The sequence below is a fragment of the Pandoraea norimbergensis genome (assembly GCF_001465545.3).
GTDB lineage: Bacteria > Pseudomonadota > Gammaproteobacteria > Burkholderiales > Burkholderiaceae > Pandoraea > Pandoraea norimbergensis.
Genome location: NZ_CP013480.3, coordinates 1585728 through 1607032, shown reverse-complemented (window position 1 = coordinate 1607032; position 21305 = coordinate 1585728). Strand labels below are relative to the sequence as shown.

Genomic DNA, 21305 nt, shown 5'->3' with positions numbered 1-21305 from the left:
CTGTGCGTCAATAAAAAATTTACGCTCGGTTCGCCATGTAACACAACGATGTCCCACCGTAACGTCGGATCAGGAGAAGACATGACGCAAACTGCCGCAGCTGCACCGGTGCATCCGGTCGACGAGCGCCTGCCGCTCCCCAAGCTGTTCACGCTGGGCTTGCAACACGTGCTGGTGATGTACGCGGGGGCGGTGGCGGTACCGCTGATCATCGGCGGTGCGCTCAAGATGTCGGTCGACCAGATTGCCTTTCTGATCAATGCCGATTTGTTTGCCTGCGGTATCGCCACCCTGATCCAGACGCTTGGCCTGTGGATCTTCGGCCTGCGCCTGCCGATCATGATGGGTGTGACCTTCACGGCCGTGACCCCGATGATCGCCATCGGCACCAACCCCGATCTCGGCTTGCTCGATATTTACGGCGCGACGATTGCGGCGGGCATCATCGGCATTCTCATTGCGCCCTTCATCGGGAAGTTACTGAGGCTATTCCCGCCGGTGGTGACCGGCACGGTCATTACTGTGATCGGCATCTCGCTCATGGGCGTGGGGATCAACTGGGCGGCGGGCGGTTTCGGCAACCCCGACTATGGCAATCCGCTCTATCTGGGCGTGTCGTTCGCCGTGTTGCTGTGCATTCTGTTCATCACCAAATACGTACGGGGTTTCTTCTCGAACATTGCCGTGCTGCTCGGCATTCTGTTCGGCACCCTGATCGCGGTGGCGTTGGGCAAAGTATCGTTCACGGGTGTGAGCGAAGCGGCATGGTTCGGCTTCGTCATGCCGTTCCACTTCGGGGTGCCGCGCTTCGACCCGATTGCTATCGCCACCATGACGCTGGTGATGCTCGTGACGTTCATCGAATCAACCGGCATGTTTCTCGCCGTGGGCGACATCGTGGGGCGCCCGGTCGATCAGAAGACGCTGGTGCGCGGTCTGCGGGTCGATGGGCTGGGGACGCTGATCGGTGGTGTATTCAACACGTTTCCGTACACCTCGTTCTCGCAGAACGTGGGGTTGGTTGGCGTGACGGGGGTGAAGAGCCGCTGGGTGTGTGCGATGGGCGGGTTGATCCTGATCGCGCTCGGGCTGTTCCCGAAGGTAGCGCACGTGGTCGCGTCGGTGCCGCAGTTCGTGCTGGGTGGCGCGGGGATCGTGATGTTCGGCATGGTGACGGCCACGGGCGTGAAGATTCTCTCGACCGTCGATCTCTCGAAAAACCGTTACAACCTGTACATCATTGCGATCAGCATCGGCGTGGGCATGATTCCGGTGGCCTCGGACAAGTTCTTCATGAAGCTGCCGCACGCGTTGGCGCCGTTCTTCCACAGCGGCATTTTGCTGGCGTCGATCAGCGCGGTGCTGCTCAACTTCCATTTCAACGGGCTGCGTAGCGAAGAAGAAGCCAGCGCGCTTGCACAGGAAGCCGGCCGACAGGCGGACGCGGCGCATTGACGGCTGTAGCGGAATCAGCAGAATGAATAAGGGGGCATGCGTGCCCCCTTGTTTATTGTCGACTCAGGCAGCCGCCAGAAGATGCTTGGCGTTACGTTTGATTTCACGTAGCTCGTCGGCGATCTCCGCTCTGGCGATTTCAGCATCGTAGTGATTTTGCAGATTCAACCAGCTCTGCGCATCGACGCCGAAGAACGCACCGAGTCGCAGTGCAGTGTCGACAGTAATCGACCGCTTGCCAAGCACAATCTCGTTGATGCGGCGAGGGGGCACGCTGATCGCCTTCGCGAGCGCGTATTGCGAGAGGCCCATCGGGCCGAGCCAATCCTGCATGAGGATCACGCCCGGTGTCGCCAGGGGTACTTGTCGGGTCATGGTGGGTCCTCGGGAAACATTGCGGAATCGATCGCGATACCGCGAAAGCTCCATCCTATCGAAAACCCCTCAATGAAAATTCCGACTTGAGATGGTCAGCTCACCCAGCATCGACGAGAGATCGATCAGGCGGTGGGCGACCAGATGCATCACGCGCTCCTCGCGTTGCCATACCCCTTCCACGCCCAGTAACGACGACGCCAGCAATTCCTTGCGTTGCGTCTCGACCAGATCGGGCCACACGATCACGTTGATGATGCCCGTCTCGTCTTCCAGCGATACGAATACCGTGCCATTGGCCGTGCCCGGCCGCTGCCGTCCCGTCACGATCCCCGCCGCTCTTACCCGCCGCCCATGCACCGCGTCCGCCTGCAACGCCTTCGCGGTACGCACGCGCATCTTCTCAAGCTTCTCGCGCAACAACATCAACGGATGCCGGCGCAACGTCAGCCCCGTGCTCGCGTAGTCCGCCACGATGTCCTGCCCCTCCAGCATCGGTGGCAACACTACCCGCTCGCCGGCACTCCCCGGCACGGCGTCGCGCAAGGTCGTCGCCCCCAGCAATGGCGTCGGGGGCTGCCACGCTGCCACCGCCCAACGCGCCTGACGCCGACTGCCCAGCAGCCCCGACAACGCATCGGCCGCCGCCAACGCATCGAGATCGTGCCGCGATAACGCCGCACGTGCGGTCAGATCGTCGATGTCGGTAAACGGCCGTTGCCGGCGCGCCCGCTCAATCGCCGTCGCGCCCTCGCCAGACAACCCCTTCACCAGCGACAACCCCAACCGCACCGCCGGGCGCCGCGCATTGCCATAGCGCCCGATGCGCGCCTCGGGCAGCGAGTCGACATCGCTCACGCACACATCGACCGGACGCACTTCCACCCGATGCCGCCGTGCATCCTGCACCAGTTGCGACGCCGAATAAAACCCCATCGGCAAACTGTTGAGCAAGCCGCACAAAAACATCTCCGGTGCATGGCATTTCAGCCACGCACTCGCATATGCCAGCAACGCAAAACTCGCGGCGTGACTCTCCGGAAAACCATACTCGCCGAAGCCCTCGATCTGCCGGCAGATGGCTTCGGCAAAATCGCGCGGATAGCCGTTCTTCAACATGCCGTCGATGATCCGCGTCTGGAATTTCTCAAGTCCGCCCTTGCGCCGCCACGCCGCCATCGAGCGTCGCAACTGATCGGCGTCGCCAGCCGTGAAGTCGGCCGCAATCATCGCGACCTGCATCACCTGCTCCTGAAAAATCGGCACACCCAACGTGCGCTCCAGCGCCGCCTTGATCTCCTCGCGCGGATACTCCACCTTCTCCTTGCCCTGCTTGCGCCGCAGATACGGATGCACCATGCCGCCCTGAATCGGCCCCGGCCGCACGATCGCGACTTCGATCACGAGGTCGTAGTACGTTTCCGGTTTTAGCCGCGGCAGCATGCTCATCTGCGCACGCGATTCGATCTGGAACACGCCGATGGTGTCGGCGCGGCGAATCATGCCGTACGTCGCGGGATCTTCTTTCGGAATATCGGCCAGCGTCATCGGCACACCTCGCCACTCGCCCAGCAGATCGAGCGTGCGGCGCAACGCACTGAGCATGCCGAGCGCCAGCACGTCGACCTTGAGCAGCTTGAGGGTGTCGATGTCATCCTTGTCCCATTGAATGACGTAGCGATTCTCCATCGCCGCCGGTGCAATCGGCACCAGCCGAGAGAGCTTGTCGCGTGAGATCACGAAGCCCCCCACGTGCTGCGACAAGTGACGCGGAAAGCCAATCAGCCGCGCCACCAGATCCGCCCATAACCGTGTGGTCGGCGCATCGGGCGAGAGCCCCTGCGCCGCCATCCGCGCGAGCAGATTCTCGCGGCCATCCCACCACTGCTGGCTCTGCGCCACCTGCTCGACGATCGACAGATCAATGCCCAGCGCGCGCCCCGTATCGCGCACCGCGCTGCGCATGCGGTAACTGATTACGGTCGCCGCCAGCGCGGCGCGGTCCACGCCATATTTGTTGTAGATGTACTGGATGACCTCTTCGCGCCGCTGATGCTCGAAGTCCACGTCGATATCGGGTGGCTCGTTGCGCTCTTTCGACAGAAACCGCCCGAACAGCAACTTCACCTGATCGGGATCGACCTCGGTGATGCCCAGGCAATAGCACACCGCCGAGTTGGCCGCCGAGCCGCGCCCCTGACACAGGATGTTCACGCTGCGCGCGAAGCTCACGATGTCGTAGACCGTCAGGAAATAAGGCTCGTATTCGAGCTCGCCAATGAGCTTGAGCTCGTCTTCGATGAGCTTGCGGACCTTCTGCGGAATGCCCGCCGGGTAGCGGCGCTTCAGCCCGGCTTCGACCTCCTGACGCAGATAAGTCGGCGGCGTGTGACCTGCCGGCACCAGCTCTTCCGGATACTCGTAACGCAGGCTGCGCAGATCGAAATGGCAACGCGAAGCAATGACAATCGTCTCGGCCAGCGCCTCCGCTGGATAGAGCCATGCAAGCCGCAAGCGCGCCCGCAGGTGCTGTTCTGCGTTGGCCGTGAGCGCCAGCCCGCACGTCTGTACCGGCTGGCCCAGCCCGATGGCGGTCAGCGTGTCCTGCAATGGCTTGCGCGAGCGAACATGCATCAGCACATGGCCCGTGGCGACGAGTGGCACGCCGCATTCGGTCGAGATAGCGCGCAGTTTCGCCAGATGGGCTTCGTCGTCGGCACGATGGCGCCGTTCAAGTGCAAGCCACACGCGCCCCTCGCCGAAGGTCGCTGCCGCCCAGCGGGTTTGCGCAAGTATCTGCGCGGCGCTCGCGTCGGCATCGGGCACGAGAATCAGCAGACAACCGGGCAAGCCGCGCAGATGCGCCTGTGCTTCGTCCGGTGCACTGAAGTCGCGCGCATGCAGCCGGTATCCACGCTTCGGGCCACGCATGCGCCCGAGCGTAATCATCTCGGAGAGATTGCCGTAGCCCTCGCGATGCTGAGCGAGTGCCACCAGATGCACGGTGCCCAGTGCTCGAAGGTCCGACGAGAGGGCGTCAGTGAACAAGTCTGTCGAGAACTCACCGGTTACCTGACGACCTAGTCCGTCGCGTTGTGACGATGTCGTCGCTTTCGTCGATGACGAGGCGGTGTCCGGTGCCTCTGGTGTCAGCCGAAATTCACTGCCGACGATGAGTGATACCGACGGATGCTGCACGACCTCAGCCAATGCCCGCACCACGCCCGCGAGCGAGCATTCGTCGGTAATCGCCAGCGCGGTGTAGCCCAGATGCGCCGCACGTGCGACCAGCTCTTCCGGATGCGATGCCCCGCGCTGAAACGAGAAGTTCGACAGGCAGTGCAGTTCGGCATACGCGGGCAGGCTGCCGTCGTCGGCCGCACGCGGGTCGACCGGCGCCGTGGGTTTGGCAACCGATTCGTCGGCACTGTCATCGTTGGCGGCGAGGCCTTCGGTCGGGCCCTGCCAAGGTAAGAAATCGTCGATATCCATGGAAACACCCTTCCGGCTCGTTCAGGCTCGCTCGGGCTCGCTCAGGCGCGTTCAGCCGAACAAGCCGTGCAGATACCACGCGGCGTCCGCCCCGTGGACGGGCCGCTCGCGAAACAGCCACAGCAACGCCCCGGTGGTATCGGCCGCAATGAAGTAGTCGCGCGTGACCGTACCCGGCTCCCACCACCCCGCCTCGATACGCTCGGGGCCACTGACCAACTGCAACGGCCCTTGCCGCCACGGGCGTTCGTCGCGCACCATGAGCCGCTGCGGCGCATCGAGCAACCACGCTGGGCGAGGCGGCAATGGCGCACGCGCCGCGCGTGCCGCCGCTTCTCCATGGGCGATGCCTAGCGGGATCTCGCCGCGCGAACCCGCTGCCGCCACGTTCTCGGTCAACACGCTGTCTCCCCGGGCATTGCCGGTGCCCGGGCGCTTTGCCGTCTTGGCTGTCTTTGCTGCCCCGCTGCCCCCACCTGCCCCTGTCGCGGCCCCGCCCGCGCCATACGCCACGCTCGCAAACGCCGCTTCGGGCCGGTGGTCGCCACGCACTTGCAGCCGTCGCACGTGCTCGTCGCCCAAACGCGCCGCCATGCGCTCGATCAGTTGTACGAAATCCTGCCGGGCGCGTCCCGGCTCGGGCAGCAGGCTGCCGCTTAGTGGCACGTGTGCTGCGGTTTGTGTGACATCCAGCCGCAACGTGAGCACCGGCGCGACCAGCGGCGAACGTGCCAATCGTTCCTTGCACAGCGAAAGCAGGTGCGCCGGCGCCGCACTCGCCTCGGCCAGCCGAATGTCGAAACGCGTCGGTTCAAGCGTGTGACGCCCGAGCGGCTCATGCTCAAGCACCAGCGTGAGGGCACGCGTCGCCAGTTGCCCGGCCGTCAGCCAGCCAGTGAGTTGTGCGAGCAGGCGGCGCAAGCCAAACAGCAAGACTTCCACATCATGTGTGAGCGACGGCAGCGGCAGCACCGCCTCGAAGTGCGGCGGCGCGCGATACCAGTCCGGGGCTTCAGGGGTTTCGCCATAAGCCCGCGCAAGCGACGCCGGCAACGCCGCACCGCAACGGCGTCGCATGCCGCTAGCGGGCAGAGCACGCAATTCGCCCAGCGTTGCGCAACCGATCTGCGCCAGCCAGTCGAGCCACGGCTGCGCCTCGTGCAGCAACGCCACGGACAACGGATCGAGTTGCTGCGGCAGCGCCGCCAGCGGTGGTGGCAAACACGGGGGGAGCGTCCCGGCGAACACCGGGGCATCCCCTCTGTCGCCGACACGTGCCAGCAATGCGGCTGCGCTGGCCGTCGCCGCGACACCCAGCGACGCGCGATGCCCGAGAGCATCGGCACTATCGAGCACCTGTGCCGCCAACGACGCCAGACCGCCGAACAAACGCAGGCTCGGCGCGACGTCGATCAGCACGCACTGGTGCGACGCGATCGCGACATCAGGACCGAAACGCAACAACGCCAGTGCCAAGGCTTCGAGCGCGAGGGTCTCGGCGGCTTCGTCGCGCTCGTGAAATCGGGCTTGCGGCAACAACGCGAGGACACCCCCACGACGCATGCCGGGTTGCACGCCCGCTGCCTGCGCCGCCTCGCTCGCCTGCCAGACGCGCGACTGCGCGAGCACGACGGTCGTGTCGACGTCAGCCCGCGTTGGCGGGGAGGCGATCTCGAGCGCGAGAAATGGCAGGTGCAGGGCGATCCAGCAAGCCATGCGAAACTCCGGAAGCAGAGGCAGAAGGCACCGCAGAGGGTGCGGATGAAGGCGCTGGCCGCGGGGCCAACGGTACGGCAGCATCGTCCCCGGCCACCGGTTGTGTCGGGTGTTCCGCACGCACATACGGCGCAGGCAATGTCAGCCAGAGCGGCTCGGTACGCGGCGGCCCCCGGCGTTTGTGGAATTGCACACCGAGGCGGCTGTCCTCGCCCACGCTCAACCCAAGCCGTAGCGATGCGGCAGACGCGGTGGCCGCTGCCGTCGGTGGGCGCATGACCCATGCGAGTGCATCTCCCCCGCCCGCGGCGACCTGAAGCCGCCGGATCTGCTCGGGCGTCGCTGCCGGCAGCCATGCCAGCACGGCCCCGCAGCACGCGCTCTTGAGTGCCTGCTCGGCACACCAGAGCATGTCGCGATCTTCTGCGCGAACACCGCGCGCGCGTGCCGTCGTTCCTACTGTCGTTCCTGCTGTCGTTCGTATTGCTGTTCGTGTGGTCGTTCCTGCTGCCATTCGTGTGGTCGTTCGCGTTGCCGGTGCCGAACGGGGCGCGTTACGCTCCGGGCGCGTCACCACGCTCAACCAGCGCAGATCGATGCCCCACCCCGCCAGCGCCGGGGCATACGGCAGCATTGGCGGCGCGATGACCATCACCGGCTGGCCCGCTTGCGTGAGATCGCGCAGGGCAGGTGCCAGCAGCCGCCACTCACCGATGCCCGGGCGCTCACTCAGTAACTCGGTCACTGCACCATGCGGCCAGCCGGCACCGGGCAGCTCCGCGTCGAGCGCGGCAAAGCCTGTCGGTTGGCCGGCACGGTGGTATTGCGCCAGTTCACTGGCACGCCACAGCCCGGCGGGCAAAGAGGAGAGCGGCAGGGTCATGACACACCAAAATACTGTATGAATATACAGTATAGCAGGTAGAACGCTATTGGCGTGTCTGTGTGGGTGTTGAAGGGGCGTCGATAAAAACGACAAAGCCCCGATGCGCCGGGGCTTTGTGGTTCGTTGGTAACTTCAGTCGGCAATTTCAGCCAGCCGCGCGAGGCGCACGCCAGTCAATCAAAGCATGCGACCGGGCTCAGGCCAGGGCTAGAAGGCCGACTTCAGCCAGAGGATAGTGTTCGGCGTAAGGAGCAGGACAATCGCGAAGAACCCACTCGGTTCGCGCAACCAGCTCACGAGCGGAATTTCTTCCCCGTAATACCGATCTCCCTTGAGACGAGCCCAGCCCCCGCCGAATAGCTTGCCGAGCACACCGAGCGTATTGATGAACAGCGCGCCGGCAAAGAGCGTTGCCCACAAAAAGAACAAGCCAAAGGGCAGCACCGCATGCATTTCCGATCTTCGGCCGGTGAACATTTGAATGGCTTCCGCAATCAGCCATCCGACAACGAGTGCCAACGCATAAATCCCAAGCGCACGCTTGCGCTTCGACCCTGTTTCGTTCACCGCAACCGATCCCGTAACCTTGCTCATTGTGTTCCCCCGTTATTCGAGCACTGAGCATTCTCTGGCAAACGCCAGCGCCACTCAAGCGAAATACTGAGGGTCGCCACAACACCGGCGTACCGGTATGCTCGTCGTCAATTGCGCGCTCTCGCCCTCCCCCTCATGCCATTGCCGACCACTGCCACTGCGCCGTTCTGTCCCGCCGAAGTCAAAGGCAGCATCGTGATCGACGCCAGCGAATCGCGCTGGCGCAAACTCAAACGGTTTGCCGGGCCGGGCCTGCTCGTCGCCATCGGCTACATGGACCCCGGCAACTGGGCCACCGATATTCAGGCAGGCTCGCAATTCGGCTACTCGTTGCTCTGGGTCGTCGCGCTGTCGAGCATCGCCGCCATCTTTCTCCAGATGCTCGCGGCCCGGCTCGGCCTCGTCGCCGGCCGCGATCTCGCTCAGGCCAGTTACGAACGCTACGGCCGCACCGGACGCATCGTGCAATGGGTCACGGCGGAAGTCTCGATCATCGCCTGCGATATCGCCGAAGTCCTCGGCTGCGCTCTCGCCTTCAAACTGCTGCTCGGCGTGCCCATTGCGTGGGGAATCGTGCTCACCGCATTCGACACGATGATCGTGCTCGGCCTGCAAGGCAAAGGCTTCCGGCAGATCGAAGCCATCGTGCTCGGGCTCATCGCCACCATGGCGTTCTGCTTCGTCGCGCAAGTGGCCATGGTGCCGCCCGACTGGCACGCGGTGGCCGCCGGACTCGTCCCCGGCGCGCCCAGCCACGACCGGCGCGATGCCATCGTGCTGGCCCTCGGTATCGTGGGCGCCACGATCATGCCGCACAACCTCTACCTGCACTCGTCCATCGTGCAGACACGACGCGTGGCCGGCGGCAAACGCGGGGACTTCCGCGACACGCTCGCGCTCGTGCGCATCGACACGTGGGTGTCGCTAGTGATCGCCATGTTCGTGAACGCCGCCATCCTCATCCTCGCGGGCTCGGTCTTCCACGCCAGCGGCCAGACGAGCGTCACCGACATCGAACAGGCTTATCAGCTCATCACGCCCATCGCGGGCAGTGCGGCGGCCTTCCTCTTCGGCATTGCCCTGCTCGCCTCGGGCCAAAGCTCCACGCTCACCGGGACGATCGCCGGACAAGTCATCATGGATGGCTTTCTGCACATGAAGATCCCCTGCTATCAGCGACGTCTGATCACGCGCGGACTCGCCCTCATTCCCGCGTTGATCGGTGTGCTGTGGCTAGGCGATGGGTCCGTCGGCAAATTGCTCGTGTGGAGTCAGGTGCTGCTCAGTCTGCAATTGCCGTTTGCGATGTGGCCGCTCATCCGCTCGGTCAGCGACCCGCGCGTGATGCAGGGCAATACGATCGGGCGGCCCACGCAAGTCGTTGCGTGGGCGCTGTTTATCGTGATTACCGCGACGAACCTGCTGCTGATCGTCGGGTTGGATTGAGAGAAGGACGTGGCTCAGGCGTGCAAACACATAGTTGCGTACCTATGCCGATAAACGCATCGCCATCTCTGGGTGGACGCCTAAACCGTGCCCAACCTGAAGAGGCTAAAAAATCCTAAGCAGGCCTGACACCTATAAGCCGAGATCGCTCAACCCGGGGTGATCGTCGGGACGGCGGCCGAGCGGCCAGCGATACAACCGCTCGTGCTCGGCGATGCGGGTGTCGTTGATGCTCGCGTGGCGCTCGGCCATCAGCCCCTGCGCATCGAACGCCCAATTCTCGTTGCCGTAAGAGCGAAACCAATTACCGGAATCGTCCCGCCACTCATAGGCGAAGCGCACGGCAATCCGGTTCTCGGTAAACGCCCACAACTCCTTGATGAGCCGGTAGTCCAGCTCGCGCTGCCACTTGCGCGTCAGGAACTCGACGATCTGGTCACGCCCTCGCGGAAATTCCGCACGGTTGCGCCAGCGGCTGTCGGCGGTATATGCCAACGCTACGCGCGCCGGGTCGCGCGAATTCCAGCCGTCTTCGGCCATGCGCACTTTCTGAATGGCCGTCTCGCGGGTGAACGGCGGAAACGGAGGACGGGCTTCACTGTCTGCCATGGCAACGCTCCTTTCGAAAATAGGAACACGGGTGGTGCGAGTGTATCGCCAAGAGAACAGCGATGCTCGTCACCCCCCAACACCCCAAATCTGCATGCTAAGATCAGCACCCCTTACCAATGCAGTTTTATAAAAAAGCAGAAGTCGGTAAGGAAGCCAGCGAACCAGGAAATCAGCGCCCGCCGCGAGTGTGCATTGCGCACCGCCTGCCGGGCGCCAAGACATCTACAGGGGTATCACCGTGCAAAACAAGAAGTTCAGCATCGCGCTGCCGGGCATCGCCATGGCCGCCATGCTCGCCGTCGGCGTCCTCGGCGGTTGCGCCACCGAAAGCTCGCGCTCCGTTGAAGTTGCCAAGGTCGAAAGCGCCAGCCGTCCGTTTGTCGGCGTGCGTACGCCGATCGCCGTGGGCAAGTTCGACAACCGCTCCGCCTACATGCGTGGTGTCTTTTCCGATAACGTCGATCGCCTCGGCAGTCAGGCCAAGACGATTCTGATCACGCATCTGCAACAGACCAACCGCTTCAACGTGCTCGACCGCGACAACATGGCCGAGATCCGTCAGGAAGCCGACATCAAGAAGACGCAGCAGAAGCTCAAGGGCGCCGACTACGTGATCACCGGCGACGTCGTGGAGTTCGGCCGCAAGGAAGTGGGCGACAAGCAGCTCTTCGGCATTCTCGGCCGTGGCCGCGAACAGATTGCGTACGCCAAGGTGAACCTGAACGTGGTGGATATCGCCACCTCGGAAGTCGTCTACTCGAGCGGCGGTGCGGGCGAATACGCGCTGTCCAATCGCGAAGTCATCGGCTTCGGCGGCACGGCAGGCTACGACTCGACGCTCAACGGCAAGGTCCTCGACCTGGCCATGCGCGAAGCCGTGAACAACCTGGTGACCGGCATCGAAAGCGGCGCCTGGAAGCCCGGCAAGTAAGCCAGCCCCCATTCCATTTGCAGCATGTCACCGGCGTTGTCACTGACGACGCCGGCTTCGCACGCCACGTGCAAGCCGGCGCGTCTTGTGACACCGCACGCAGACACGTTCATCAGGACTCCATCACCATGCAACGCAAGTTCTCATTCGGGCGCGCCGCCATGGCCGCCGCCCTCGGTGGCGCCGTACTCACCGGCTGCGCCACCGCGCCGAAGCCCCTGTACGACTGGGAAGGCTATCAGCCGCAGGTCTACGAATACTTCAAAGGCGAATCGAAGGAAGCGCAGATCATTGCGCTGGAGCGCGACCTCGAGAAGATCAAGGCCGCCAACAACGCTGCGCCGCCGGGCTATCACGCGCACCTTGGCCTGCTCTACGCCTCGGTCGGCAAGTCCGACAAGATGGTCGAGGAATTCCAGACCGAGAAGCAGTTGTTCCCTGAGTCGGCCGGCTACATCGACTTCCTGCTCAAGGACAAGACGCCCAAGACCTCCCAAACGCCCAAGACCGCAGAGGTGAAGCAATGATCGCCCGTGTTTTCAAATGGATGACGGTCGCCGCACTGGCTGCCCTCATGACCGGTTGCGCAGTAAATCAGGCCAAGTACGACTACACCGCCTTCAAGCAGAGCAAGCCGAAGTCGATCGTGGTGTTGCCGCCGCTGAACGAGTCGCCCGACATCGACGCCACCTACAGCGTGCTCTCGCAAGTGACACTGCCGCTGGCCGAAGCCGGTTACTACGTGCTGCCAGTGACGCTCGTCGACGAATCGTTTCGCCAGAATGGCCTGACGGTCGCCGGTGACATTCATCAGGTGAGCCCCGCCAAGCTGCATGAAATCTTCGGCGCCGACGCGGCGCTCTACATCAAGATTTCGCAGTACGGCACCAAGTACATGGTGCTCGACAGCGCAACGGTGGTCACGGCATCGGCAGAACTCGTCGATCTGCGCACGGGGGCCAAGTTGTGGAGCGGCACCGCGTCGGCGTCCAACAACGAAGGCGGCAACAGCAGCGGTGGTGGGTTGATCGGCATGCTGGTCACGGCAGCGCTCAAGCAAGTCATCAACAGCGTGACCAATGCCGGCTATTCTGTCGCCGGCACGGCCAACGCACGGCTGCTTTCGGCAGGTCGTCCGAATGGCATGCTCTACGGCCCGCGTTCGCCGAAATACGGCACGGACTAAACACGTCTGGCGCTCGTTTGTTTTGCCCCGGGGTGGTGCGAACTGTGCCGTCCCCGGGTTGCGCCGGATTGGGCTCACGCCTGCCAGCGCCTATAGTGATTACGCATTACACGCACTACCCGGACCGATAGCCACACCGCGCACCCAAGCGCGGGAATGCATCGCAAGACGCCATTTGCCGTACGTCATACACCGCCGTCGATACACGCTTACGCGTGTGTTTGTGTGCGCAGGCGTCGTGCTCAGGCTTCGTCCGGGAGTCACCATGTTCAGCCTCACCACTCGCTTCATCAGCCTCTTCCGCTTCCGTCACCTTCCCCGCACTTCCCTTTCTTCCCTTTCTCTCCTTACTCCCCTTACGCTCGGTGCATTCGGCTCATTCGCCGCGCTCTGCTTTTGCGCCCTGTCGTCCGTCGCACACGCCGACCCGATGCACTTGTCCGACATCAAGCAAGCCAACGGGCAGCAACTCTCCGTCGACGACTTGCGTTCGCTGATGCCGGGCGCGCACATCACCAACCTGCTCAATAACGGCAGCACGCGCAAGTGGGTCAACGAGACCGACGGCTCGCTCAACGCCACCACGGATAACAAAGGCGGCATCGGCTCCACCACCCGCACTGTGCAGACCGCTCATGCCACCGGTACGTGGTCGGTCAACGACAACGGCTCTTACTGTGTGAATCTGGAGTGGCGCTCCCTGACGGAGAACTGGTGCCGGTTCATGTTCAAGGTGGGCGACAAGTATTACGGCGTGCCGTCGCTCGCCAACGGTGCGGCCATGGCCACGGAGTTCAGCATCGAGAAGTGACCAAACGCGACCGCCAGACGATAAAACGCCCCGGGGCTGCGAACAGCGCCGGGGCGCGACTGCGTCGACTGCGTTTTCCGTCGTCAGTGTGGCAGAGGGGGCAACACGACGGTCAACTCAGAAGTCCGTCGTCATCGACATCAGGAACGTGCGCGGTGCGCCCAGCGTCAGGTAGTTGCTCGACGACACGCTCGACCAGTAAGCCTTGTTCGTCACGTTGAGTACGCTCACGCGGAACGTCGTCGGCTTGCCGTAGATCTGCATGGCGTACCGCGCCCCCAGATCGAAGCGGTCCCATGCCGGAATCGACGCGCTGTTCGCAATGTTGGCGTACTCACGGCCCGTATGAATCCAGCGGGCATTGAGCGTGAGGCCCGGCACCCAAGGCACGTCGTATTCCGCACCGAGGTTGTACTGGAACGTGGGCACGCCCACCGGACGATTGCCATTGGTGGCCGCGCTCGACTGGTTGAGCAACTCGCCATCGATGTACGAGACACCGGCAATCACGCGCACGTCCTTGACCGGGCTGCCGTACACCGAGGCTTCGACACCGCGATGGCGCTCCGACCCATCGGCCACATAGAAATTGGCCGCGTTGGTGTACGCCGACGGCTTTTCGATCTGGTAGAACGCCACCGATGCGCCAAAACGCGCAGTGTCGTACTTCGCGCCGAATTCGTACTGCTTCGAGCGGTACGGCGGCAGCGACTGGCCATAGTTGTTGGTGCCCTGCGGCGCCGTCGAGCCTGCCGCCAGCCCTTCGCTGCGGTTGGCAAAGAAGGCCACGTTCTGCCACGGCTTGAACACCAGACCGAACACCGGCGTGGTGATCGAGTCGTTGTACGCCAGCGTCTGCACACCGGTGTAGCCGTAGTTGTTCACGCCGATGGACTGATGACGCACGCCGACCGTCGCCAGCACGCGGTCGTTAAAGAAGCCCACCGTATCGGAGACCGCCACGCTACGCAGCAACGTGAGTGCCGTGGTCTGCGGATCGTCGAGGTTGCCGCCCTTGAGCGTGGTGGCCGGATACGGCACCTGCGGCGGGTTGACGAAGTTCGTCGAGAATGCGCCCGCATACGTGTAGGCCGACTGCGAATCGAGGCGCGTGCCCGACACGCCAGCGGTTACGAAATGCGATACCGGCCCGGTGCTGAAACGCCCGCGCACGCCGACTTCGCCTGAGAGCGCGTCTTCCTGGTGCGGTGCGTTCAGGCGCGTGGCGGTAATCGTGCTCGGTGAGCCTTTCCACGTCGGGTTCGAGTACTCGCCGTTCTCGTTGGTGTGACGCACGCCACCGGTGATGTACGCGGTCCAGTTCGGCAGGAAGTCGTACTCGGCACGCACGATACCGACGTTGTCTTCCAGCGTGGTGTAGCTCCACGACTGGGCGTAGTTCGACGTGGCGGCCGGGGGCGCGGGCAACACGTTGCCCGTGAAGTTGTAGAGCGCACGGCCCGAACCGATGTGTTCCTTTTGATACAGGAAATCGGCCGACACGCGCACTTTGTCGCCGCGCCAGTCGAGCGCCACGGCGGTGGTATTCGAGTTGGAATGCTCGCGGTCAACGGACGTCTCGCCATCGCGCACGGCCTGATTCACGCGAATGCCGAACTGGCCTTCACTGCCGAAGCGGCGGCCGACGTCCACATGGGCGCCCAGCTCGCCTGACCCGCTGGTGTCGACCGTCACGCGCGTGAGCGGTGTGTCTTCCGCACGCTTGAGTTGCAGATTCACGCCGCCACCGATGGACGAGCCACCCGGCGACGCGCCGTTCAGAAACGCGTTGGCACCTTTGAACAACTCCACGCGCTCAAGCGCTTCGGTCGAGACCAACTGACGCGGCGTGATGCCGTAGAGACCATTGAGCGAAATATCGTCACCGGCGAGCGTGAAGCCCCGGATCACGAAGGTCTGCGCGAAGTTGCCGAAGCCCCGCGACATGCGCACCGACGGATCGTTATCCAGCACGTCGGCCAACGTACGGGCCTGCTGGTCCTCGATCATCTTCGATGTGTACGCACTCATGCTGAACGGCACATCGAGATTGTTCTGATTCCCCAGCACGCCAAAGCTCATGCCTCGCGCCACCTGACCGCCGACATACGCGGGCGGCGGATCGTTCGGCGATGCCTCGCGGGCACCCTGCACCGTGACGGCGGGTAGCGCCACGTCGTTCTGTGCGGCGGCATTGGGCGTCGCAGATTGTGCGACAGCACCCGCCGAGAACACGAGCGAACCGAAGGCGAGCGCGACAGCGGCGACCGTCGGGCGCAGCACCGGATAGCGTGCACCGGCAGCGGCGGACGCAAAAGCACGACCGCGTGCAACACGCGTCGGCAGAGACAAACTGGTGGAGTCAGACATGAGGGGTACGGCTTGAAGAATACGTCCCGGCAAGCGAGGCCATCCGGGACTGGAAGCGTTTCGCCGGCGGCGGGCTTCGTACGACAAAGCGCGCTGCCGCCGACAACACCGACGTCTTGGAGCCAGCCCTCGCGACAACACCTCCTACGCGACAGCTCAGCTCGCCTGAAGTTTAATGAGAATCATTACTGTTATCAATTACTCAAATACAACTCAGTGAGCCTGTTATTTATGGGAGGTCAGGCAATACGCGTGTTTCGGTGGATAACGATGAAAATGCTCACCGGACCGTTGAGCGGGATGCGTTGGTAACTTCTGACGTTTCGGCCGTAAACGACAAAGCCCGCCAATTGGCGGGCTATTGCGTGTGCCAGTCCGGAACTACGAGGACATGGCATCCGGACTCACGGCTGGGGCGCTGTCGCACGTCATCACAACGATGACGGGAATCGCCCAATGTGACGATCGACCAGCCTGATTGCGCCAGCGACGACCGTTCGTCCGGGGGACTTACAACTACTTTTTAGCGGCTTATTGGCTGCTTAACTACTTAGTAACCGGCGGTTTCGAGCGCGCGGATACGTTGTTCCAGCTCAATGATGTCCTTCGACTCAGCCAGGAACGATTCACGACGACGGCGTTCAGCAGTTTCAAACCAAGTGTTCACGACTTCAAACAGGGCGGCAAACATGACGTTTCTCCAATTCATTTAGTGTGCTGCATCGCAGCAGTGCTTCGCATTATATAGGGTTTTCCCGTAAAGGGTTAGCCCCGATATGTGAAAACCACACAAATTCTGCTAGAGCGTCACTTCGAATCCAGTCAATTCCAAATAAATATCTTAACAATCATATAGATAGAAATTTTCAGAGATCTACAAAATCGCCTGCGGCAGTGCGTCGCGGGATGCCGGTCAAAAAACAACAGATCAAAAAAAGCGCCGCTGTTGCGGCGCATCATGGGTGATCTGAGACGATGCGCAAGCGCTTGGCAGCGCCGCGCCGACCGGCTTAGCCCTGTGGCACGTGGCACGCCTGAGCGTCCCCGTCTTTGCCCGATGTCCCTGACGGTGCCCCGGCGGCGCCCCCTGTCGCCGCCGCTTGCTGCACCGGCACATTCGCTGCGCCCGCCGTGGATGCCACCGCACTAGCGCCTCCGGCCGATGCCGTCACCGGCGTCGATGCTGCCGATGCGCTGGAAGGCGTCGGTAAGGTGGCTGCGGCAATGCCCTCGAGAATCGGGCAGTCGGGACGATCGTCGCCATGGCAGTGCACGGCCAGATGCGAGAGCGTGTCGCGCATGGCGACCAATTCCCCAATACGTTGATTGAGCTCGTCGACATGCGACTGCGCGAGCGCCTTGACCTGCGCGCTGGAGCGCCCACGGTCCTGCCAGAGCGCGAGCAACTGGCGTATCTGATCGATGCCGAAGCCCAGCCGCCGCGACTGACGAATGAAACGCAGCAGGTGCAGATCCTGCTCGCCATAACGCCGATAACCGGCGTCGGAGCGCGGGCTCGGGGGCATCAGGCCGATACTTTCGTAGTACCGGATCATCTTGGCCGTCACGCCGCTGGCCTGCGCCGCTTGTCCGATGTTCATAGCTGCCTCACAGGGGGGATCGAGGGTTGAACGGCGGGGTGGAAGCACCATTCATTGACGCTTTCTCATCGTCCGACGGCATAAGCCGGGCGCTGATGGGCGAATGATCGGAGATTCTCGACCAGGGGCGGCCATGCAACACCTCCGCCCCTTCGATATCAAAGCCGCGTGCGTAAATGCGGTCAAGTCGTAAAAGCGGCAAGCCGCTCGGAAAACTACGGGCGGGACGCCCCACCCGGTTCTGAAATACTTCGGTCAGCGCCAGTTTCTCTGCGAGCAGCCGGTCCGCCTGATTGCTCCAGTCATTGAAATCGCCGGCAATGATCAGCGGCGCATCCGCCGGAATGCCGTCTGCCACGCGCTCTGCCAGCATGTCGAACTGCCGGCGGCGTCCGGGCCCGGCCAACGACAAATGCACACAAAGACAATGCAACGGCTGCCGCAAGCCCGGCACCGCGATTTCACAGTGCAACATGCCGCGCTTTTCAAAACTATAGGTGGTGATGTCGTGATTGTCCGATCTGACGATCGGATAGCGGCTCAGAATGGCATTGCCGTGGTGTCCGTGCTCGTACACCACGTTGCGCCCATAAGCGTGGTCGCGCCAGATGCCGCCCGCCAGAAACTCGTGCTGCGGCTGTATCGGCCAGTTGCTGTGGCGCGAGGCATGGCGCTGGTGCATGCCCTGCACCTCCTGCAAGAACACGAGATCCGGCGCGAGCCCTTCCAGCCCGGCGCGCAACTCATGGACCCGCAGACGGTTGAATGCGGAAAAGCCCTTGTGGATGTTGTAACTCGCGATATGCAGACTATTCATATTCGGCAGCATGGACCTGACGCCGGAAGACAGACGATATCAAGCAGATGAGGTCGCTTTCGGCGAATTTCAAGTCACGTTGAGATCTGGGCGCCGCATCGGGCGTGATCCCCCAGTGCGTCGCCCCTGATCGATTCATTATGCGCCGTTCGGCGTGTGCCCGGGCAAATCGCCCGGCGCCGCCCGGGCAGCTTGCCCCGGCGCTCCGTTCTCTCCCACGCCCGCAACCGCCGTCGCTGCGCCCGCTCCACCCGCCCCGATCGTGCTATTCGCCGGACGCCAGCGGCGCAGCAACAGCGCGTTACTCACGACGCTCACGCTGCTGAGTGCCATCGCCGCCCCGGCGATTACCGGACTCAACAACCCGAAGGCGGCCAGCGGGATGCCGACCACGTTGTACGCGAACGCCCAGAACAGGTTTTGCCGGATCTTCGACCATGTGCGGCGCGACACGTCGATGGCGTCGGCAACCCGCAGCGGGTCGCCACGCATGAGCGTAATACCGGCGGTCTGCATCGCGACGTCGGTACCGGACCCCATGGCGATGCCGACATCGGCTGCCGCGAGTGCCGGGGCGTCGTTGATACCGTCGCCGACCATCGCTACGACCGCGCCGTCGCGCTTGAGTTGCGTTATGACTTGCGCCTTATGCTCAGGCAACACATCGGCGTGCACCTCGTCGAGCCCCAGCGCCGCCGCTACCGCATTGGCACTGCCAGCGTTGTCGCCCGTCACCATCACCGTGCGCACGCCCAATGCGTGCAGCCGTTCGACTGCCTCTCGCGCCGAGGCCTTGACGGTGTCGCCGAAGGCCAGCAAACCCAGCAACCGGGGAGATTCGATACCGTTCGCATCGGCACTTGCCTGAGCCTCGCCATCGCCGATGCCACCCACGTTGCCACCGACATCGCGCCCCATATCCACCAGCCACGACACCGTGCGCCCTTCGCTGGCCAGCCGTGCGGCCTCCTGCGCCAATTCGCCTTGCGACACATGCAGTTCGTCGAGCAACCGTGCATTGCCCAATTGCAGCGCGTGCACGACACCCGACTCGGTAACGCGAGCGCGCATGCCACGTCCCGGCAACGCCGCAATGTCGCTCGCGACCGGCACATTAGCCGCGAGACCGGCCTCGTCAGCGGCCGAGATCACAGCCTTCGCCAACGGATGCGAACTTCCCGACTGCACGGCCGCTGTCCAGCGCAGCAGCGTTTGGGCTTCCACACCCGGTGCGGGCAAGTAGGCCACCAGACGTGGCTTGCCTTCGGTCAGCGTGCCCGTCTTGTCGAAGGCGACGACGCTCACGCGATGCGCCAGTTCAAGTGCCTCGGCATCCTTGATCAGAATGCCCTGCCGCGCGGCGGCTCCCGTGCCCACCATGATCGCGGCGGGTGTCGCCAGCCCCAGCGCACACGGGCAAGCAATCACCAGCACTGCCACTGCATTGAGCATGGCGGCTTCGAACCCGATTCCCAAGGCCCAGCCTGCCACCAGCGTGATGAGTGCGATCACTACGACCACCGGCACGAACACGGCGGCCACCCGGTCGACGGCACGCTGAATCGGCGCCTTGCCCGCCTGCGCGTCTTCGACCATGCGAATGATGCGAGCGAGCGCGCTATCGGCACCCACGGCCGTCGTTTCGACACGCAATGTCCCCGCGCCGTTGATCGAACCGCCGACGACGGTGTCGCCTGCCGCCTTGTCGATCGGCAACGGCTCGCCGGTCAACAAGGACTCATCGAGCTGACTCGCGCCGTCGCGAATCACGCCGTCGACGGGCAACCGTTCACCGGCACGCACGATGACCCAATCGCCGACGACCACCTGACCGAGCGGCACGCTCACTTCATTGGCCGCGCCATGCGGGTCTCGCAGCACACGCGCCGTCTCCGGACGCAGCGCCGCCAGCGCGCGGATCGCCTCGACCGTACGGCGCTTGGCGCGCGCCTCAAGCCACTTGCCGAGCAGCACCAATGTGATGACGACCGCCGCCGCCTCGAAATACAGATGTGGCATGCTGCCCTCGGGCGCGCGCCACCATTCGTACAGACTCAAGCCATAAGCGGCCGTCGTCCCCAGCGCGACGAGCAGATCCATGTTGCCGCTGCCGGCCCGTACGGCCTTGTAACCCGCGCGATAAAACCGGGCGCCAAGCCAGAACTGCACCGGCGTGGCGAGCAGAAATTGCACCCACGACGGCGGCATCAGATGCACCCCGAACGGTTCGAGCAGCATCGGCAACAACAACGGCAACGACAGCACCGCCGCTACGGCAACCGGCCACCACGCCGGGCCCTCATGCGAGGCCGCCTCGGCCGCCGGGTCAGTGACCGGCGTCGCTTCGTAGCCTGCCTTCTGCACGGCAGCCGTGAGTACGGCCGCATCCACCGCGCCGCGAACGCCGCGCACCGTGGCCTTCTCCGTCGCCAGATTAACGCTCGCCTCCACCACGCCGGGCACCGCACGCAACGCTTTTTCGACACGTCCGACACACGACGCGCAGGTCATGCCGCCGATGGCCAACTCGAACGATTGCTCCGCAACTTGATAGCCGGCGTCGCTCACCGCATGCTCCACGGCGCCCAGCAATGCCGACGGCGTCACGTCCGGCGATGCCTCCACCGCCGCCGTCTCCGTGGCGAGATTGACCGTCGCGTTGGCGACGCCGGGGAGGCGCCGCAATGCCTTCTCGACACGCGTCACGCACGAAGCGCAGGTCATGCCTTCGATGCCGACCGACCAGTTCTGAGTCATTTGAGCGCCTCCATGAGCACTGTCATCATGTGTCGAAGCATAGACCTTGCCATGACAGGAAGGTCAAGCGTATTGCGGCAACTCGCCGCGACATAATGCCTCGGCGGCCGCTGGCCATCCTCTGGCGAGCGATTGCCGGGCATCGGCGGGCCGACGGCGAGAACGCAAACCCATCGCAAGACAAGCCATCACCATAACGCCACCGGAACCACCCGGGTTTGGGCCGCGTCTGACGCGTCACACGAATAGGCTGAAA

The 21305-nt window shown here is 63.5% G+C and carries 16 protein-coding genes and 1 pseudogene; 6 read left to right on the top strand and 11 right to left on the bottom strand.

Annotation, left to right across the window (positions count from 1 at the left end):
- Positions 1-81: 81 nt before the first annotated feature.
- Positions 82-1455 (top strand): nucleobase:cation symporter-2 family protein, encoded by a 1374-nt coding sequence (locus AT302_RS07275; protein WP_058377848.1) that lies wholly within the window; start codon positions 82-84, stop codon positions 1453-1455.
- 63 nt (positions 1456-1518) lie between these two features.
- Here the strand turns inward: AT302_RS07275 and AT302_RS07270 are convergent, their stop codons facing one another.
- From AT302_RS07270 to AT302_RS07250, 5 genes are all read right to left on the bottom strand, one after another.
- Positions 1519-1830 (bottom strand): HigA family addiction module antitoxin, encoded by a 312-nt coding sequence (locus AT302_RS07270; RefSeq protein ID WP_058377847.1) that lies wholly within the window; start codon positions 1828-1830, stop codon positions 1519-1521.
- 69 nt (positions 1831-1899) lie between these two features.
- On the bottom strand, positions 1900-5322 hold the full coding sequence (locus AT302_RS07265) for an error-prone DNA polymerase (protein WP_084656077.1): 3423 nt from the start codon (positions 5320-5322) through the stop codon (positions 1900-1902).
- 51 nt (positions 5323-5373) lie between these two features.
- Positions 5374-7038 (bottom strand): Y-family DNA polymerase, encoded by a 1665-nt coding sequence (locus tag AT302_RS07260; RefSeq protein ID WP_058377846.1) that lies wholly within the window; start codon positions 7036-7038, stop codon positions 5374-5376.
- The gene (locus tag AT302_RS27845) at positions 6968-7921 is read right to left on the bottom strand and encodes a hypothetical protein (RefSeq protein WP_058377845.1); all 954 of its coding nucleotides are present in this window, start codon (positions 7919-7921) and stop codon (positions 6968-6970) included. Before AT302_RS27845 ends, AT302_RS07260 begins: the two co-directional genes overlap by 71 nt.
- Positions 7922-8131: 210 nt before the next feature.
- Positions 8132-8518: a hypothetical protein gene (locus AT302_RS07250; protein WP_058377844.1), complete on the bottom strand. Its 387-nt coding sequence runs from the start codon at positions 8516-8518 to the stop codon at positions 8132-8134.
- 135 nt (positions 8519-8653) lie between these two features.
- Between AT302_RS07250 and AT302_RS07245 the strand changes: the two genes are divergently transcribed.
- Positions 8654-9964 (top strand): Nramp family divalent metal transporter, encoded by a 1311-nt coding sequence (locus AT302_RS07245; RefSeq protein ID WP_058377843.1) that lies wholly within the window; start codon positions 8654-8656, stop codon positions 9962-9964.
- 132 nt (positions 9965-10096) lie between these two features.
- Here AT302_RS07245 and AT302_RS07240 read toward each other — a convergent pair whose 3' ends face one another.
- Positions 10097-10573 carry a nuclear transport factor 2 family protein gene (locus AT302_RS07240; protein WP_058377842.1) on the bottom strand — a complete coding sequence of 159 codons (477 nt, stop codon included), beginning with the start codon at positions 10571-10573 and terminating at the stop codon, positions 10097-10099.
- 283 nt (positions 10574-10856) lie between these two features.
- Here AT302_RS07240 and AT302_RS07235 point away from each other — a divergent pair, with 283 nt between their 5' ends.
- From AT302_RS07235 to AT302_RS27840, 4 genes are all read left to right on the top strand, one after another.
- Complete coding sequence (locus tag AT302_RS07235; RefSeq protein ID WP_058380171.1) at positions 10857-11507, top strand: CsgG/HfaB family protein; 651 nt, start codon at positions 10857-10859, stop codon at positions 11505-11507.
- Positions 11508-11635: 128 nt separating this feature from the next.
- Entirely contained in the window at positions 11636-12034 is a 399-nt protein-coding gene (locus AT302_RS07230; protein WP_058380170.1) for a DUF4810 domain-containing protein, read from the top strand.
- Positions 12031-12693 (top strand): DUF799 domain-containing protein, encoded by a 663-nt coding sequence (locus AT302_RS07225; RefSeq protein ID WP_058377841.1) that lies wholly within the window; start codon positions 12031-12033, stop codon positions 12691-12693. Before AT302_RS07230 ends, AT302_RS07225 begins: the two co-directional genes overlap by 4 nt.
- A 265-nt stretch (positions 12694-12958) precedes the next feature.
- On the top strand, positions 12959-13504 hold the full coding sequence (locus AT302_RS27840; protein ID WP_167365785.1) for a DUF995 domain-containing protein: 546 nt from the start codon (positions 12959-12961) through the stop codon (positions 13502-13504).
- Between the two features lie 117 nt (positions 13505-13621).
- Here AT302_RS27840 and AT302_RS07215 read toward each other — a convergent pair whose 3' ends face one another.
- The 5 genes and pseudogenes from AT302_RS07215 to AT302_RS07200 all read right to left on the bottom strand — a co-directional run bounded on the left by AT302_RS07215 (position 13622) and on the right by AT302_RS07200 (position 21049).
- Positions 13622-15874 (bottom strand): TonB-dependent receptor, encoded by a 2253-nt coding sequence (locus AT302_RS07215; RefSeq protein WP_084656075.1) that lies wholly within the window; start codon positions 15872-15874, stop codon positions 13622-13624.
- A gap of 550 nt (positions 15875-16424) precedes the next feature.
- Positions 16425-16565, bottom strand: coding sequence for a DUF3563 family protein (locus AT302_RS27510; RefSeq protein ID WP_087686702.1), 141 nt, complete (start codon positions 16563-16565; stop codon positions 16425-16427).
- Positions 16566-17094: 529 nt separating this feature from the next.
- Positions 17095-17475: pseudogene (gene cueR / locus AT302_RS28070) on the bottom strand (Cu(I)-responsive transcriptional regulator); the annotation flags it as partial.
- Positions 17476-17482: 7 nt separating this feature from the next.
- Positions 17483-18304 carry an endonuclease/exonuclease/phosphatase family protein gene (locus tag AT302_RS07205; RefSeq protein WP_064675050.1) on the bottom strand — a complete coding sequence of 274 codons (822 nt, stop codon included), beginning with the start codon at positions 18302-18304 and terminating at the stop codon, positions 17483-17485.
- Between the two features lie 126 nt (positions 18305-18430).
- On the bottom strand, positions 18431-21049 hold the full coding sequence (locus AT302_RS07200; protein WP_084656074.1) for a heavy metal translocating P-type ATPase: 2619 nt from the start codon (positions 21047-21049) through the stop codon (positions 18431-18433).
- Positions 21050-21305: the final 256 nt, after the last annotated feature.

Bases quoted from the DNA above. Each gene is read 5' to 3' on its own strand.
- AT302_RS07225 (WP_058377841.1), top strand. From the start codon at position 12,031: ATGATCGCCCGTGTTTTCAAATGGATGACGGTCGCCGCACTGGCTGCC.
- AT302_RS27510 (WP_087686702.1), bottom strand. From the start codon at position 16,565: ATGTTTGCCGCCCTGTTTGAAGTCGTGAACACTTGGTTTGAAACTGCT.
- AT302_RS07260 (WP_058377846.1), bottom strand. From the start codon at position 7,038: ATGGCTTGCTGGATCGCCCTGCACCTGCCATTTCTCGCGCTCGAGATC.
- AT302_RS07230 (WP_058380170.1), top strand. From the start codon at position 11,636: ATGCAACGCAAGTTCTCATTCGGGCGCGCCGCCATGGCCGCCGCCCTC.
- AT302_RS27845 (WP_058377845.1), bottom strand. From the start codon at position 7,921: ATGACCCTGCCGCTCTCCTCTTTGCCCGCCGGGCTGTGGCGTGCCAGT.
- AT302_RS07240 (WP_058377842.1), bottom strand. From the start codon at position 10,573: ATGGCAGACAGTGAAGCCCGTCCTCCGTTTCCGCCGTTCACCCGCGAG.
- AT302_RS07265 (WP_084656077.1), bottom strand. From the start codon at position 5,322: ATGGATATCGACGATTTCTTACCTTGGCAGGGCCCGACCGAAGGCCTC.
- AT302_RS27840 (WP_167365785.1), top strand. From the start codon at position 12,959: ATGTTCAGCCTCACCACTCGCTTCATCAGCCTCTTCCGCTTCCGTCAC.
- AT302_RS07250 (WP_058377844.1), bottom strand. From the start codon at position 8,518: ATGAGCAAGGTTACGGGATCGGTTGCGGTGAACGAAACAGGGTCGAAG.
- AT302_RS07270 (WP_058377847.1), bottom strand. From the start codon at position 1,830: ATGACCCGACAAGTACCCCTGGCGACACCGGGCGTGATCCTCATGCAG.
- AT302_RS07215 (WP_084656075.1), bottom strand. From the start codon at position 15,874: ATGTCTGACTCCACCAGTTTGTCTCTGCCGACGCGTGTTGCACGCGGT.
- AT302_RS07245 (WP_058377843.1), top strand. From the start codon at position 8,654: ATGCCATTGCCGACCACTGCCACTGCGCCGTTCTGTCCCGCCGAAGTC.
- AT302_RS07205 (WP_064675050.1), bottom strand. From the start codon at position 18,304: ATGCTGCCGAATATGAATAGTCTGCATATCGCGAGTTACAACATCCAC.
- AT302_RS07200 (WP_084656074.1), bottom strand. From the start codon at position 21,049: ATGACTCAGAACTGGTCGGTCGGCATCGAAGGCATGACCTGCGCTTCG.
- AT302_RS07235 (WP_058380171.1), top strand. From the start codon at position 10,857: ATGGCCGCCATGCTCGCCGTCGGCGTCCTCGGCGGTTGCGCCACCGAA.
- AT302_RS07275 (WP_058377848.1), top strand. From the start codon at position 82: ATGACGCAAACTGCCGCAGCTGCACCGGTGCATCCGGTCGACGAGCGC.